We start from the raw sequence: 15,247 nt of genomic DNA, 5'->3' as shown, positions 1-15,247 counted from the left end.
ACCCCCTGTATCGGCGGCCGGACCTCGGTCTGGGCGCGCACGTGCCCACCCAGTCCGAGCACGCCTCGCCAGAGTAGACAGGGGGGTCGCAGCGACACACGGCGACGCCCGCAACTGAGGGAAAGCTGAGGTGCCCCTGGGGCGCGCTGAGTTGCGCCGGAAGATTAATGCATTTTAATGAGAACGGGGGAAGCGACAGTCGTGGACCCCCTGGACTTCACATGACTCTTCTCGAACACCCCGCACCCGCCCGCACGATGGGACCGCTCACACGCGTCGCCGTCCTCGTCGAGGACGCCGGCACGGCGCGCGACCGCCTCTCCAGCACGCTGCAGCAGCACGGCTTCCAGGTGCACTCCTTCTCCGACGGCTTCGCCGCCGTCGAGGCCGTCGATCGGCTGCAGCCCGACCTCGTCACCGTCGACACCACCCTCGCGGGCATCGACGGATTCGAGGTGGTGCGCCGCATCCGCTCCTTCCACGCCGGATCGATCGTCATCATGTCGGACATGACCGAGGAGACCGCCGCCGTCGAGGCGTTCCGCAGCGGAGCGGATGACTACGTCCTGCGACCCTGGCGCCCTTTCGAGCTGCGCGCCCGTCTCGACGCGATCCTGCGGCGCACGCTGGGCGCAGCCGAGGTCCTGCCCCCGACCGAGTCGGACTGGCTCGTCGTCGACGGGTTGCGATTGCACCCGGCATCCCGCCGCGCGGAACTCGCCGGACGCCGCATCGACCTCACGCGATCGGAGTTCGACCTCCTGCTGGCACTCGTGCGGAACCCCGACGTCGTCCTCGAGAAGTCCTGGATCGTGCTGCTGCTCCGCCGCCAGAACGGCGGCAACGGCGACCACGTGAACGCGCACGACCTGCACGCCGTCGAGGTCCACGTCATGAACCTGCGCCGCAAGCTCGGCGGCACGGCCCGGCGCTGCCGATGGATAGAGACCGTCCGCGGGATCGGCTACCGCTTCGCGCCGGCCAAGCTCTGACGCGGCGTCACCGGGAAGACCCGGGCGCGGGGTAGGGTGCGCCTCATGACGCGTTCCATCGGCGGGACACCCGAGATCCCCGCCACCCGAGCACCCTCCCGACCCGGCGTCCTGGCCTGGGCCCTCTGGGACTGGGGGTCGGCCGCATTCAACGCCGTCGTCACGACGTTCGTCTTCAGCACCTTCCTCGCGAGCTCCCTGTTCGTGGATCCCGCGATCGTCTCGGCTGCGGACGGCGACGCGTCGGATCCCGCGCTCGTGCGCGCCCTCGCCGGAAACGCGAGCGTCGTGGCCACGGCGCTCATGATCGCCGGCATCCTGATCGCCGTCCTCGCCCCCGTACTGGGGCAGCGCTCCGACGGATCGGGACGACGCAAGCTCTGGCTCGGGATCAACACCTTCGTCGTGGTCCTCGCCATGGCCGCGATGGTGTTCGTCGAGGGCGCGCCCGGATATCTCATCCTCGGCGCGACCCTGCTGGCCGTCGGCAACGTCTTCTTCGAGTTCGCGGGCGTCAACTACAACGCCATGCTCGTGCAGGTGTCGAGCCGCGAGAACATGGGCCGCGTCTCGGGGTTCGGGTGGGGCATGGGCTACGTCGGGGGGATCGTGCTCCTCGTGATCCTGCTCGTCGGTTTCATCGGCCTCGTCGACAGCCCGGGGCCGCTCGGGGTCACGACCGACGGGGGTCTGCACATCCGCCTCGCCGTCCTCGCCTCGGCGGTGTGGTTCGGGATCTTCGCGATCCCGGTGCTGGTGCGCGTTCCCGAGATCCCCGCGCGCGAGCGCGCGAACCGCGTGGGCTTCTTCGGGTCCTACCGGGTCCTCTGGGAGACGCTCACGAAGCTGTGGCGCCGCGACCGTCAGGTCCTCGCGTTCCTGCTCGCGAGCGCGGTCTTCCGCGACGGGCTCGCCGGCGTGTTCACCTTCGGGGCCATCATCGCCGCACAGGTGTTCGGCTTCACCCCGTCGGGCGTCCTCTACTTCGCCGTCGCCGCGAACGTCGTCGCCGGCATCTCGACCATCGTCGCCGGCCGCTTCGACGACCGCTTCGGTTCGAAGAACGTGATCATGGCCTCGCTCGTCGCGCTGATCGCCACGGGGACCGCCGTCCTCTTCATCGGCACGGCGCAGGTCGGCTTCTGGATCGCGGGGCTCATCCTGTGCGCCTTCGTCGGACCGATCCAGTCGGCATCGCGCACGTTCCTCGCACGCATCACCCCGGAAGGTCGCGAGGGTGAGATCTTCGGCCTCTACGCGACCACCGGGCGCGCGGTGTCGTTCCTCGCGCCGGGCCTGTTCGCGCTGTTCGTCGGACTCTCCGGCGACACACGACTCGGCATCCTCGGCATCGTGCTCGTCCTGGCCGCGGGCTTCCTGCTGATGCTCCCCGTGAAGGCCCGCCAGAGCGAGATCTCCTGATCACACGCGTCGAGCCGACGCGTTCGGCATCCATCTGACGAAGACGAGTGCCGTTCGCGTCGGCTCGTGAGCGGATGCCGGGGCTCAGCGCTCCGCGCGGGCCAGGTTCTCGCGCAGCTCGTCGGCGGTCTGGCGGACGACGTACGCCGGCTGGTCGCGCTCGACGCGCCAGCTCTCGTCGAGGCCGCCGACGTTGACGGTGTCGAAGCCGAAGTCGTCGTAGAGCTTCGTGATGAAGGTGACGGCGTCGGCCGAATCGCTCGAGGTGGCGAGCGCACGGCGGCCGGGCGTGCCGACGGGGGCGCCGTCGGTGGTGATGTCGGCGGCCGGGATGTGGTTGAAGCCCTTCACGACGGTCGACTGCGGCAGGCGCTCCTGCAGCATGCGCGAGGTCGTGGTCTTCTTCTCGTCGAGCTCGGCGATGTGGCCGTCGCGCTCCCAGTAGTAGTTGTTGGTGTCGACGACGATCTTGCCGGCGAGCTCCTCGACGGGCAGCTCGTCGATCGCCTTCAGCGGGACGGTGACGACGACCCACTCGCCGAAGGTCGCGGCATCCTTCGCGGTCATGGCCCGGGCGTTCTCGCCGAGCTCTGCGACGAGATCGGTGAGGGTCTCGGGGCCGCGCGAGTTGCTGATCGCGACCTGATGCCCCTGCGCGACGAGTCCGCGCGCGACAGCCGAACCGATGTGACCTGCTCCGATGATTCCTACGTGTGTCATACGACGGGGAAACGCCTCGGCCGCACCGGCATTCCCGCTGAGACCTATGCGAACGCGATCACTCGCCGATGAGGACGCTCCACGTGCCGCCGAGGGTGACATCGAACTCACGACCCCCGGCTCGGAACGCGTGCGCGCCGTGCGCCGACGCGACCCGAGCACGGGCGCGGGCCCAGGTCACGGCTCCGGCGTCGTCCCAGGCGAGGTCGAGCTCGACACCCGGACGGGCCACGAGGCCGCGCACCGACCCCGCCCCGAGGGGAGCCGGCCAGGCAGGAAGCAGGGTCACCGCGTCGCCGTGCGAGTGCACGAGGCACTCCGCGAGCCCGGCGACGTACCCGAGGTTGCCGTCGATCTGGAACGGCGGGTGGGCCGCCAGGAGGTTGTCGTACAGGCCGCCGGACTGGTCGCCGCGGTCGACGGACATGTCGCGGAACACGAGGGCCAGCAGGTCGGCGACGCGACCGGCCTGACCGAGCCGGGCGCGGAGGGCGATCTTCCAGGCGAGGGACCATCCGGTGGACTCGTCCTCGCGGAGGTCGAGGAAGCGGGATGCCGCCGCTTCGAGCTCGGGCGTGAGGGCTTCGGTCCCCGGGTAGGCGAACACGAGCGGCGAGAGGTGCCGGTGGTGGGGGTCGACGGCCTCCCGCCCGCCGGGCCACTCGGCGATCGAGCCGTCCTCGACCGGGATCTCGGGGAGGTTCTCCTGCGCGTGCCGAGCCTCGGCGACGAGGGGGTCGTCGTCGTACCCCAGCAGGTCCGCGAGCCGCAGGAACTCGGCGAGGTGCGCGCGCAGCAGCACGATGTCGAGGGTGGCGGACTCAGCCACGGCCGCCGAGCCGCCCGCCGAGGAACGGAACGTGTTCTCGGGAGACGTCGACAGCGCCGTTCCCCACCGGCCGTCCTCGGTCGGAGCCGCCCAGGCGAGTGCGAAGGCGGTCGCGCCGCGCAGCAGGCGGAACGCACGGCGACGCTCGGCCGCGTCGGCGACACCGAACGCGTCGCGCTCGGCCAGGTGCAGTCCGAGCCAGAGACCGGCCATCGGCCAGAACGCCCAGGCTGCGTCGTGCACACCGTCCCCGACGGGCTGGGTGTAGCCCCAGGCATCCGTGTTGTGATGGGCGACCCAGCCGGGGGCGTCGTACAGGCGGCGCGCGGTCTCGGCGCCGCTGTCGGCGAGCGCCTCGATGAGGTCGAGGAGCGGCTCCTCGGTCTCGCTGAGGTTGGCGGTGTGGGCGCCCCAGTAGTTCATCTCGACGTTGATGTTCGTCGTGTAGTTCGAGCTCCAGTCGGGGCGGAGGTCCTGGTTCCAGATGCCCTGCAGCGTCGCGGGGAGTCCGCCCGGGCGCGACGAGCAGATGAGCAGGTACCGCCCGTAGTGGAAGAGGAGCGCCGCCAGGCCCGGGTCGCGGCGGATGTCGACCGTCCCGTCCTGGGCGAGGTCGCGCAGCCGCTCGGCGGTGTCGCGCTCGGGATCGGGCTCTCCCCTCAGAGACAACTCGGTGCGGTCGTAGAGCGCGGCGTGATCCGCGAGCTGCGCCGCCCGCACGTCCTCGAGCCCCGCCGCGATCGCGGCGTCGACGAGCCCGGTCGCGCGGCGGGCCGCGGCACGTTCGGTACCGGCCGGCATCCGTCCCATCCCGGTGAAGGTCGTCGCCGTGGCGAGGACGACGGTCACGCGGGTCGCGCGCAGGACGCGTCCGCCGCGGACCGGGGTGCCGTCGGTGACGATGCGGGCGTGCAGGGCTCCCCGCACCGACACGGCGTCGTCCTCGTAGACGACGGGCTCGTCGACCTCGTCGTGCGGGGGCGTCACGTCGGAGGGTGCCTGCACGAGCAGGGTGGTCGCAGTGTCGATCTCGACGCGGCCGAGTTCGCGCAGCTGCGTGTCGAGCTCGACGCGGACGTCGATCGGCTCGTCGCTCACGAGTTCGTGGACGAGCACGCCGTGCGGCGCGCTGATCCACGTGCGGTGGCTCAGCCCCGCCCCGGCGCGCGTGGCGGTGGCGACGTGGGTCGCCGTCGTCAGGTCGAGCTCGCGACGGTAGTCCTCGACCTGGTCGGGGGTCGCCCCGTCGATGCGGACGCGCAGGTCGGCGAAGGGCAGGAACGACTGCGCGTGGCGGTGCTGCAGCCGACGGACGTGACGGTCGGCATCCTCTTCGCGTCCCTCGGCGACCGCGGCGCGAGCCTCGGCGAGGGCGTCGCGCGCTTCGTCCGCGGTGACGACCGGGGCGGCGAGCTCACTGGCGGGGCTGCCCGACCAGAGGGTCTCGTCGTTGAGGCGCAGGAGCGCATCCGTCGCACCGCCGAAGCACATGGCTCCGAGTCCGCCGTTGCCGAGGGGCAACGCCTCGTTCCAGGTCTCCGCGGGTCGGCGGTACCACAAGACGTGCTCGGTCATCGTTCTCCTCCGGGCACCAGGCCCTCCTCTTCGAGACCGCGCCAGAACTTCTCGGTCGGCGGCTCGTTCATGTATCCGGCCGTCTGCGCGACGTGCGCCGCCTTGCCGAGCCCCACCGTCACGTTGACCACAGCCGGATGCCGCAGCGGAAAGTGCAGGGCGGCGACGGGCAACGGCACTCCACGCGCCGCGCACGCGTCCGCGAGCCGTACAGCTCGACGATAGACGGCTTCGGGCGCGGAGCCGTATTCATAGGGGGCGGCGGGGTCGGGATGCGGCGTCGCGAGCAGCCCCGAGTTGTAGACGCCGACGGCGATGACGGCGACACCGTGCTCGAGCGCTGCGGGCAGGACGTCGACGGCGGCGGGCTGCTCGAGAAGCGTGTACCGCCCCGCGACCATGGCGACGTCGACCATGCCGGTCTCGATGATGCGGGCGAGGGTGGCGGGGTCCTTCGAGCCGACGCCGACGGCCGAGATGACACCCGCCTCACGCAGCGCGACGAGGGCGGGCAGCGCCCCCTCGATCGCCTCCTCGACGCGCCCCTCGGGGTCGTGGAGGTGGACGATGTCGACCCGGTCCATTCCGAGACGATCGAGCGATGCCTCGAGCGAGCGGCGGGCACCGTCGGCCGTGAAGTCCCACCGCCGCCGGGTCGTCGCCTCGACCACGAACCCCTCGTCGTCGAGGCGACCGGCACCGCTCGGGTCGGGCTCGAGCAGCCGCCCGACCTTGGTCGACAGCACGAACTCGTCGCGCGGCCGACCGGCGAGCGCCGCGCCGAGCCGTCGCTCACTGAGGCCCAGCCCGTAATGGGGGGCGGTGTCGAAGACGCGGATGCCGCTGTCCCACGCACCGTGCACGATCGCCGCCGCCTCGGCGTCGTCGATCGCCTGGAACAGGTTGCCGAGGGGTGCGGCGCCGAGGCCGAACCGGCCGGCGCGACGCAGGAGTTCGGTGGGCGAGGACGAGGCGGGGGTCACAGCTGCTCCGATGCGAGGGGGGCGATGCCGGCGACCTTGCGGGAGCGGCATCCGTCTGGTTTTATCTCAGAGTAAGACGAAAAGGGTTCGAAGGGAACGATGAGCGGCGAACGCGCGGCGAGCAGAGGCACGGCGACCAACGCCGACGTCACCCGCATCAACCGCACCGCGATCCTCGACGCCCTCCAAGCCGGCGGCCCGCTCACCCGCGCGGAGCTGATCGAGGCGACCGGCCTCGCGTCCGCGACGGTTCATCGCCTCTGCGCCGGAATGGTCGCCGACGGGCTCCTCGCGGTCGAACGCGACGCGAGCGGGATCGGACGGCCGACGCATCGCTACCGTCCCCTCGGCGAGGCGCGCACGGTCGTCGCCCTCGACGTCACCTCCGGCGTCGCCCGCGGCGCACTCATCGATCTGAACGGCGACATCCGCCACGAGACCCGCGAAGCGCTCCACGCGGAGGACGGCGGACTGTCGGCATCCTCTCGCCTGGAAGGCATCGGGCGCCTCGCAGATCGACTCATCCGCACGGCGGCGGAGCTCGGGACCCCGGCACAGGGGATCGGACTGTCCGTCCCCGGCGTCGTCGACCCGGACGGCTCCGTCGGCGATTCGGTCGAGCTGGACTGGAACGGGGTCGCCGCCCGCGATGTGATGCGCGAGCGCACGGGGCTCCCCGTCGTCGTGGAGAACGACGCCAACGCCGTCACGATCGGCGAGTGGACCCGCGGCGCCGGGCAGGGCACGGGAGACCTCGCGGCTCTCGTCTTCGGGGTTGGAGTGGGCGCCGGGATCGTCTCGGGCGACCGCCTCGTGCGCGGAGCGGGCTCCGCCGCGGGCGAGATCGGCTACCTCATCACCGAACCGACCGCGTTCGCAGAGGACCACGACACGGGCGGCGACCTCGAGACCCGCGTGCTCGCGCTCGGCGCCGCCTCGGCCGACGACTCCTCCACGATGGCCGTCCTCGACCAGGGCGACGACGACCGCGCGGAGCGGCTGCTCGATCACATCGCGATGTCGGTCGCAGCGCTCGCGGTCATTCTCGACTGCCGCGTCGTGATCCTCGCCGGTCGCCTGCCGCGACGGACCGACCGGCTCATCGACGGCGTCACGCGACGATTGGGCGGCCGCATCCCCCGTCCGCCGTCCCTCGTCGTCGGGGAGCTCGGCGAGGACGCGGCGCTCGTCGGCATCGGCCAGCTCATCATCGAGCACGTGAAAGGGGCGGTCTACCTTGCCTGAGACCCGGTACCCGACCCCCGGCGCGATCGTCGGCGTCGACGTCGGCGGCACCAAGACGCACCTGCGCGCGCTCGTGGACGGCGAGGTCGTCGACCGCATCGTGCCGAGCGACCTGTGGCGGGCGGGCGCCATCTTCGACGACGTCCAGAACTTCGACCGCCTCGCCCGGCTCGTCGTCGACACCGTCGGTGCGGCGCCCGACGTGACCGTCGTCGGCGCGCACGGCATCGACAGCACGCGGCAGCGCCGACAGGCCACCGACCTGCTCGACGAGCGGATGCCGGGGGTCGTCGCCGTCGTCAACGACGCCGTGCTCCTCGCCCCCGCGATGGGTCTCGACGCGGCCGTCTGCGTCATCTCGGGCACGGGCTCGGCGATCGTCGGGTTCGATCTCGACGGCGAGCCAGTGACGGCCGACGGCTACGGCTGGCTCATCGCCGACGACGCGAGCGCGCCCGGCATCTCGCGGCGCGCCGCCGTCGCACTGCTCCGCACCGTCGACCGCGAAGGCGGGGCCGCGATGAGCGACCCGCTCGCGGCACGGTTCCTCGCCGCATTCGATGCTCTCGACCACGTCGACCTCGCCCTCCGGTTCCAGGCCGACGCGAGCGAGGCGGCGTGGGGCGGATTCGCCCCGCACGTCTTCGATGCGGCCGCCGAAGGCTCGCCGATCGCCCGCGAGGTCGTTGCGGCATCCGCGTCGCATCTCGCCGACGCGGTCACCGCCGTGCGCGGACGCGGCGCGCAGGGCACCGACGTCATCGCCGCCGGCGGCGTCATGACGGCGCAGCCACTGCTGGCCGAGCTCCTCCGAGCCGAGCTGCACACCCGCGACGCGACGCTGCGCTTCCACGTGCTCGACGAACCCCCTGTCGCCGGCGCGCTCGCCCTCGCGATCGCGCACTCCGACGCCCCCTCCCCCCGAAAGGTGCTCTCGTGAGGATCCTGCTCTCCCCCGATGCCGCCGGCGCCGGCGAGATCGCCGCGGCACTCGTCGCCGAGTCTGTGGGCGGTCGCCCGGCTCCCGTGCTCGGTGTCGCGACCGGGTCGAGCCCGCAGCCGCTCTACCGGGCACTCACGGCGCGCGTCCGGGCGGGCCTCGATCTCTCGCGCGCCGCGGCGTTCGCGCTCGACGAGTACGTCGGTCTGCCGGTCGGCCACCCCGAGAGCTACCACTCCGTCATCGCCCGCGAGGTGACCGGACCGCTCGGCCTCGACCCCGCCCGCGTGCACGTCCCCGAGGGCGACTCCGCCGACCCGGCGGAAGCCGCCGCGCGCTACGAAGCGGCGATCGCGGCCGCCGGCGGCGTCGACCTGCAGATCCTCGGCATCGGTGCGAACGGCCACATCGGCTTCAACGAGCCCGGCTCCGCGGTCGATTCCCGCACGCGGGTGGTCGAGCTCGCGCCGCGGACCGTCGCCGACAACAGCCGGTTCTTCGACGGCGACGCCGGTCGCGTCCCGACCCATGCGCTCACCCAGGGGATCGGCACGATCCTCGACGCCCGCGAGATCGTGCTGGTCGCGTGGGGCGAGTCGAAGGCCGACGCCGTGGCGCGCGCGGTGGAAGGCCCTCAGACGGCGGACCTCCCGGCATCCTTCCTGCAACGCCACGCCCACGTCACGCTCGTGCTCGACGCGGCCGCGGCCTCGCGTCTCGGTCCCGCCTCGCTCCCGATGGAGGTCACCCGATGACCGCGCCCGTCTTCGACGTCGCCCGCATCGGTCCCGGCGACGGCTCGATCCCCCCGCGCACGCGGCTCCGCTCCGACGCGCCCACCCAGTCTCTCGACGGCCGCTGGCGTTTCCGCCTCTCGCCGTCCCCCTCGCTCGCGCCGCACGACGGCTGGACCGCCGGCGAGACCGAGGGCTGGGACGAGATCGCGGTCCCGGCGCACTGGAACATGAGCGGGTTCGGGACCCCGGCGTACTCGAACGTGCAGTTCCCCTTCCCGATCGATCCGCCCTACCCGCCCGATGAGAACCCCGTCGGCGACTACGTGCGCCGCATCGACGTCGACGACGCGATCCGGCAGGTGGTGGATGCCGGGGGCCGCGTCCTCCTGCGCTTCGACGGGGTCGAGTCGGCCGCGGACGTGTTCGTCAACGGTGTACGCCTCGGCTCGACCCGCGGCAGCCGCCTGACCCACGAGTTCGACGTCACCGACGAGCTCACCGGCGAAGGCGACGTCGTCGCGGTCCGCGTCGCGCAGTTCTCGGACGGCACGTACCTCGAGAACCAGGACATGTGGTGGCTGCCGGGCATCTTCCGAAGCGTCGCCCTCCTCGCTCGTCCCGCCGGCGGCATCGACGACGCGGTCCTCACCGGCGACTACGACCACGAGACCGGGCACGGCTCGGTCGCGGTCACCACCTCGATCGACGCCGTGCTCGCGGTGCCCGAGCTGGGCATCCGCGTCGACGTCGCCGCAGGCCGCACGACGGTGGATGCCGGTGGCGTCGAGCCCTGGTCCGCCGAGACCCCTCGCCTCTACGACGCGACCCTCGCCACGGCATCCGAGACCGTCTCTGTACGCATCGGGTTCCGTCGCGTCCGCGCCGACGGCGGCGTGCTCACGCTCAACGGTCGCCCCATCATGCTGCGCGGCGTGAACCGTCACGAGCACGACCCCGACCGGGGTCGCGTGCACACGACGGAGCTCGCCCGGCGCGACCTGGTGCTCATGAAGCAGCACAACATCAACGCGATCCGCACGTCGCACTACCCGCCGCACGCCGAGCTGCTCGACCTCGCCGACGAGCTCGGCCTGTACGTCATCGACGAGTGCGACCTCGAGACCCACGAGTACGAGTACGTGTCGTGGCGCGGCAACCCGAGCGACGACCCGGCGTGGGAGGCATCCTTCGTCGATCGCATCCGCCGAACCGTCACGCGCGACCGGACCCATCCGAGCGTCATCATGTGGTCGCTCGGCAATGAGTCGGGCGCGGGCTGCAACATCCGTGCAATGGCGCGGTGGGTGCGCGAGAACGACGACACCCGTCTCATCCACTACGAGGGCGACCACTCCAGCCGCGACACCGACGTGTACTCGCGGATGTACGCCTCGCACGACGAGGTCCGACGCATCGGCGAGGAGGCGGACGAGATCGCGCCCGCCGACATCGGCGCGGCCGAGCTGCGCCGCCGCTCGCTGCCCTTCGTGCATTGCGAGTTCGGTCACGCGATGGGAAACAGCCCCGGCGGCGTCAAGGAGTACTGGGACCTGTACGAGCGCTTCCCGCGCCTCGCCGGCGGCTTCATCTGGGAGTGGATCGAGCACGCGATCGCGATCGAGGACGAGCACGGCCGTCGCGCGTTCCGTTACGGCGGCGACTTCGGCGAGTCCGTCCACGACCACAACTTCGTCATCGACGGCCTCATCAGCGCCGACCGTGACGTCCGCCCCGGTCTCGTCGACTACGCGGCGATCATCGCTCCCGTCGTGATGGAGGTGGATGCCGACCGTCGCCGGATCCGGCTGCAGAACCGCTACGACCACGTCGATACGAGCCACCTCGCGTTCCGGTGGCGGCGCGAGGTCGACGGCGAGGTCGTCGCGCACGGCGAGCTGGACGTCCCCGCCGTGGGTCCGCGCGAGCACGCGCGGATCGAGCTTCCCGACGAGGCGCGCGCCGTATCGGAGGCGACCGTGGCCGACGCGCTGACGATCGACGCCGTGCTGCGGCACGCGACGGACTGGGCTCCGTCGGGGCACGTCGTCGCGACGGGTCAGCACGTCGCCGCCGGCGCTCCCCGGGTGGGCGCGGCGACCGCCCCGGACGCGGACGGATTCGACCGACGCGGACGGCCGCTGCGGCTCGGCTCGCTGGAGGTCGTCGAAGGTCCCGGCATCGGGATCTGGCGTGCGCCGACCGACAACGATCTCTTCCCCGGCTGGGACGAACCGACCCTGCCGCCCATGGCGGAGCGCTGGGCGCTGGCCCGGATCGACCGCCTGCAGACCCGAGTCCGCAGCGTCGAGGCGGATGCCGCGGCCCTGGTCGTCGACACCCGCGTCGGCGCACCGTCGTTCGACAGCGGCGTCGACGCGCTGTGGCGCTGGTCGACCGTCCCTGAAGGACTGCTGCTGGAGCTGGACCTGCGGAGCATCGGCTCGTGGGACAACTCCTGGATCGAGAAGGCGCCGTTTTCGTGGACCGTCGACTGGGCGCGCCTCGGCATCGACGTGACCTTCGCGGGGGCACCCGTCGGGATGGAGTTCGCCGGCCTCGGCCCCGGGCCCAGCTACCCCGACACCGCGTCGGGCGTCCACTTCGGGTGGTTCGCCGCCGGGCCCGACGAACTCGTCACCCCGCACGTCCGGCCGCAGGAGAGCGGCTCGCGGCGCGGAGTGCGCACCGCCGTCATCCGGACCACCGACGGCGGCGTGCGCGTGAGCGTCGTCGGCGGAGAAGCGCTCGACGCCGGTGTCGCGTTGACCGTCTCGCCGTGGGACCGGACGACGCTCAGCACGACGTCGCACGCCTCGCTGCTGCCCGCCCCGACCGCGACGCACGTGTCGATCGACATCGCTCAATCCGGTGTCGGCACCGCCACGTGCGGGCCGGGTGTGCTGCCGCGCCACCGTCTGCCCGCGCGCGACGCATCGTTCGCGCTCCTGTTCGAAGCCGTCTGATCCCGGCCGGGCCGGGGCGGGTCAGTCGACCCGCTTCCGGCCCTCCGCGTCACCTCGGGGGGTCTTGACCGGTATCGCCCGCCGAACGAACGCCGGCAGGCTCAGCCCGCGCTCGTTCGGCTCCTCGACCTCGAGGCCGTAGTGGTCGCCGATGTCGGCGACGAAGCGTCGACGCTCCGCACGCGCGTACGCCGCCCGCTCTCGCTGGAACGCGAGGACGGTCGACCAGCACATCAGCAGCATGACGACCGAGAACGGCAGTGCGATGAGGATCGCAGCCGTCTGCAATGCCTCGAGGCCACCCGCGAGCAAGAGCGCACTGGCCAGGACCGCGGTCAGGGCGACGAAGAACACGCGGACCCAGCGCTTGGGCTCGGGGTTGCCACCCGACGCGATCATGCCCATGACGAGCGCCCCCGAGTCAGCCGAGGTGACGAAGAAGACGGCGATCAGGACGATCGCGCCGATGGTGAGGACGGCACCACCGGGGAGGTACGAGAACAGCTGGAACAGCGCGCCCTGCAGGTCGACCTTGCCGTCGGCGCCCAGCATCGAACCGGGGTCCGTCGTTTCCTTCAGGATCGCGGAACCGCCGAGGACGGCGAACCAGATCACACCGACGAGCGTCGGGACGAGCAGCACGCCGGCCACGAATTGCCGCACGGTGCGCCCCTTGCTCACGCGGGCGATGAAGATCCCGACGAAGGGCGCCCACGAGATCCACCAGCCCCAGTAGAACGACGTCCAGGAGGCCTGCCACTCCTCGCCCGCGGTGCCCTGGAAGGCGCTCACGGTGAACGAGAGTCCGACGAAATTCTGGATGTAGGCGCCGATCGACTGGACCCATTCGCGCAGCAGGTACTCGGTGCTGCCGGCGAACAGCAGGAAGAGCAGGAGGATCCCCGCGAGGATGAGGTTCAGGCTCGAGAGCCACTTCATGCCCTTGGTGACACCCGAGATGACGGACATGAGGACGAAAAGCGAGATGACGAAGATGAGGATGATCTCGGTGAACTCGTTGAGCTCCGGCATCCCTGCGGCCGTCAAGCCGGATCCGATCTGCGTCACACCCAGACCGAGCGAGGTGGCGACGCCGAAGAGCGTCCCGACGAGGGCGACCGCGTCGATGACGTTTCCGGCCGCGCCGTGCACGCGCTTGCCGAGCAGAGGCTCGAGCGCCCATCGGATCGAGATAGGGCGCTTGCGCCGGTGGATGGCGTACGCGAGCGCGACGCCGACCACGACGTACATCGCCCACGCCTGCACACCCCAGTGGAGGTAGGTCTGGGTGAGTGCCGCGCTCGCGAGCTGGGCGCTGTCACCCTCGACCCCGGGACGTGGAGTGACGAAGTGACTGAGCGGCTCGCTCACGCCGTAGAAGACGAGGCCGATGCCCATGCCTGCGGCGAACAGCAGCGAGAACCACGCACCGGTGGAGAACTCGGGCTCGTCATCGTCGCGACCCAACTTGATGTCACCGAATCGACTGAAGCCGATGAAAACCGCGAACGCGACGAAGAAGGCCGCGATCAGTACGTAGTACCAGTTGAAGGCGTTGACGATCGTCGTTTGCACCCCGCCGAAGAACGCCTCCGCCTGCGCGGGAAGCAGGATGGCGAACAAGCTGAAGCCGACGATCAGGACCGCCGCAGGCCAGAAGACCCAGGGGGCGATCGCCCGCGTGAAGCCCGCGGGGCTCGTCCCCTTGCCGTTCTCGTTGGGGACGACGGTCGTCGAGGTGGACGGCTGTTCTGCTTCCGTGGAGGACTGCTGCTGCTCGGTGCTCACCGTTCCAGGGTGACATCCAGCGGCGATCCGGTCACCTTCTTGCGCGCAGGACGTCGGCCGGGTTACGGAGTCAGTCGCGGGGCCAGGATGCCGCGAGCTTGCCCAGCAGCCGGACGAGCTCCGCGCGTTCCGCGTCGGTGAAGTCGGCCAGCGCGCGGGACAGCCGCTCGCGGCGCTCCCCCCGGAAGTCCCCCGCGCGCCGCCTGCCCTCAGCAGTGAGTGCGATGCGCGTGCGCCGCGCGTCGTCGGGGTCCGCCTCGCGCGCGGCGAGTCCGAGTTCGACGGCCTGCTGCACGAGGCGCGACGCGCGCGGCTGGTCGACGCCGATCGCCTCGGCGATCTCGCTCACCGAGAGCGGGTTCGGCGCGTGGACGAGGGCATCGAGCAGACGGATGCGGGCGGGGGCACCCGCGAGCCGCGCGCCGGGACCGAAACCGCGTTCGCCGCGCATCCAGGGCGGGGCGCTGCCGTCGGAGTGCGGACCGTGCGCATGCGGTCCGCCGGGGTGGTGCCGATGCGGGGCGCCGCGTCCGCGCGACGTCTCGGAAGGACACCCCATGAACACCTCCATCAACGACACCCTCGGATTCCGATTGAAGCTCGCCCATCGCCTGATGGCGCGCGCGCTCCGCGAGCAGGCCGAGCAGGCCGAGCCCGACGCCCGACGCGACGACATCGTCGCCGCCGTGCAGGCCCGAGTGGCCGCCGCGGTCCCCGAGGACGACTACGACACTTTCTTGCGCTCGCTCGGTGCGATCGCGCGGGAACTCGGCTGGGACGAGTCGCAGCCGATGCCGCCCCGCCCCGGACGCGGCCACCGTCGCCGCGGCTTCGGCCGCGGGTTCGGCCGCGGCCACCGCTTCGGGCACGGCCACGCTGAGGGCCACGGCCACGGCTTCGGCCACGGCGACCGGCACGGCGAGCGGCGGCGTGACTGCACCCACGGGCACGGCCACGGCGAGCGGCGTGGTTTCGCGCAGCATGCCGCCGTCGCCGACGCCTTCGAGCGCGGCTTCACCCGCGGTTATGAGCAGGCGCAGCGCGACTGAGCGC

The 15,247-nt window shown here is 71.7% G+C and carries 12 protein-coding genes; 7 read left to right on the top strand and 5 right to left on the bottom strand.

Going from position 1 to position 15,247, the window contains the following annotated elements; translation table 11 throughout:
* Positions 1-221 precede the first annotated feature (221 nt).
* A complete protein-coding gene (locus BBA86_RS12365) occupies positions 222-992 on the top strand; it encodes a response regulator transcription factor (protein ID WP_189318466.1) in 771 nt (256 codons plus the stop codon).
* A gap of 45 nt (positions 993-1,037) precedes the next feature.
* Positions 1,038-2,414, top strand: a complete 1,377-nt coding sequence (locus BBA86_RS12360; RefSeq protein WP_065571830.1) for an MFS transporter — start codon at positions 1,038-1,040, stop codon at positions 2,412-2,414.
* Positions 2,415-2,498: 84 nt separating this feature from the next.
* Here the strand turns inward: BBA86_RS12360 and BBA86_RS12355 are convergent, their stop codons facing one another.
* The 3 genes from BBA86_RS12355 to BBA86_RS12345 are packed head-to-tail and all read right to left on the bottom strand — an operon-like array spanning position 2,499 to position 6,521.
* Positions 2,499-3,134: an NADPH-dependent F420 reductase gene (locus BBA86_RS12355; protein ID WP_065571829.1), complete on the bottom strand. Its 636-nt coding sequence runs from the start codon at positions 3,132-3,134 to the stop codon at positions 2,499-2,501.
* A gap of 58 nt (positions 3,135-3,192) precedes the next feature.
* The gene (locus tag BBA86_RS12350; RefSeq protein ID WP_065571828.1) at positions 3,193-5,538 is read right to left on the bottom strand and encodes a glycosyl hydrolase family 95 catalytic domain-containing protein; all 2,346 of its coding nucleotides are present in this window, start codon (positions 5,536-5,538) and stop codon (positions 3,193-3,195) included.
* Positions 5,535-6,521 (bottom strand): aldo/keto reductase, encoded by a 987-nt coding sequence (locus tag BBA86_RS12345; RefSeq protein ID WP_065571827.1) that lies wholly within the window; start codon positions 6,519-6,521, stop codon positions 5,535-5,537. The genes BBA86_RS12350 and BBA86_RS12345 overlap by 4 nt, the downstream gene beginning before the upstream one ends.
* A gap of 99 nt (positions 6,522-6,620) precedes the next feature.
* On the opposite strand from BBA86_RS12345, the gene BBA86_RS12340 reads away from it, so the two are divergent.
* The 4 genes from BBA86_RS12340 to BBA86_RS12325 are packed head-to-tail and all read left to right on the top strand — an operon-like array spanning position 6,621 to position 12,406.
* Positions 6,621-7,766, top strand: coding sequence for an ROK family transcriptional regulator (locus BBA86_RS12340; RefSeq protein WP_065571826.1), 1,146 nt, complete (start codon positions 6,621-6,623; stop codon positions 7,764-7,766).
* On the top strand, positions 7,759-8,706 hold the full coding sequence (locus tag BBA86_RS12335) for a BadF/BadG/BcrA/BcrD ATPase family protein (protein ID WP_065571825.1): 948 nt from the start codon (positions 7,759-7,761) through the stop codon (positions 8,704-8,706). The genes BBA86_RS12340 and BBA86_RS12335 overlap by 8 nt, the downstream gene beginning before the upstream one ends.
* Positions 8,703-9,461, top strand: coding sequence for a glucosamine-6-phosphate deaminase (locus BBA86_RS12330; protein WP_065571824.1), 759 nt, complete (start codon positions 8,703-8,705; stop codon positions 9,459-9,461). The genes BBA86_RS12335 and BBA86_RS12330 overlap by 4 nt, the downstream gene beginning before the upstream one ends.
* Positions 9,458-12,406, top strand: a complete 2,949-nt coding sequence (locus tag BBA86_RS12325; protein WP_065571823.1) for a glycoside hydrolase family 2 TIM barrel-domain containing protein — start codon at positions 9,458-9,460, stop codon at positions 12,404-12,406. Before BBA86_RS12330 ends, BBA86_RS12325 begins: the two co-directional genes overlap by 4 nt.
* A 21-nt stretch (positions 12,407-12,427) precedes the next feature.
* On the opposite strand, the gene BBA86_RS12320 is transcribed toward BBA86_RS12325, so the two are convergent.
* Complete coding sequence (locus BBA86_RS12320; RefSeq protein ID WP_083199578.1) at positions 12,428-14,194, bottom strand: BCCT family transporter; 1,767 nt, start codon at positions 14,192-14,194, stop codon at positions 12,428-12,430.
* 70 nt (positions 14,195-14,264) lie between these two features.
* Positions 14,265-14,753: a MarR family winged helix-turn-helix transcriptional regulator gene (locus tag BBA86_RS14620; protein WP_223247092.1), complete on the bottom strand. Its 489-nt coding sequence runs from the start codon at positions 14,751-14,753 to the stop codon at positions 14,265-14,267.
* Here BBA86_RS14620 and BBA86_RS12310 point away from each other — a divergent pair.
* Positions 14,752-15,243: a hypothetical protein gene (locus tag BBA86_RS12310; protein ID WP_065571822.1), complete on the top strand. Its 492-nt coding sequence runs from the start codon at positions 14,752-14,754 to the stop codon at positions 15,241-15,243. The genes BBA86_RS14620 and BBA86_RS12310 overlap by 2 nt on opposite strands.
* Positions 15,244-15,247 lie beyond the last annotated feature (4 nt).

Source organism: Microbacterium oleivorans, assembly GCF_001691565.1.
GTDB lineage: Bacteria > Actinomycetota > Actinomycetes > Actinomycetales > Microbacteriaceae > Microbacterium > Microbacterium oleivorans_B.
The sequence above is the reverse complement of the archived record's forward strand: the minus strand, read 5'-3'. Positions and strand labels throughout refer to the sequence as shown.

What these genes read in the sequence shown, in the direction of transcription:
- BBA86_RS12365 (WP_189318466.1), top strand. Translation starts at nt 222, where the DNA reads ATGACTCTTCTCGAACACCCCGCACCCGCCCGCACGATGGGACCGCTC.
- BBA86_RS12360 (WP_065571830.1), top strand. Translation starts at nt 1,038, where the DNA reads ATGACGCGTTCCATCGGCGGGACACCCGAGATCCCCGCCACCCGAGCA.
- BBA86_RS12355 (WP_065571829.1), bottom strand. Translation starts at nt 3,134, where the DNA reads ATGACACACGTAGGAATCATCGGAGCAGGTCACATCGGTTCGGCTGTC.
- BBA86_RS12350 (WP_065571828.1), bottom strand. Translation starts at nt 5,538, where the DNA reads ATGACCGAGCACGTCTTGTGGTACCGCCGACCCGCGGAGACCTGGAAC.
- BBA86_RS12340 (WP_065571826.1), top strand. Translation starts at nt 6,621, where the DNA reads ATGAGCGGCGAACGCGCGGCGAGCAGAGGCACGGCGACCAACGCCGAC.
- BBA86_RS12325 (WP_065571823.1), top strand. Translation starts at nt 9,458, where the DNA reads ATGACCGCGCCCGTCTTCGACGTCGCCCGCATCGGTCCCGGCGACGGC.
- BBA86_RS12310 (WP_065571822.1), top strand. Translation starts at nt 14,752, where the DNA reads ATGAACACCTCCATCAACGACACCCTCGGATTCCGATTGAAGCTCGCC.
- BBA86_RS14620 (WP_223247092.1), bottom strand. Translation starts at nt 14,753, where the DNA reads ATGGGGTGTCCTTCCGAGACGTCGCGCGGACGCGGCGCCCCGCATCGG.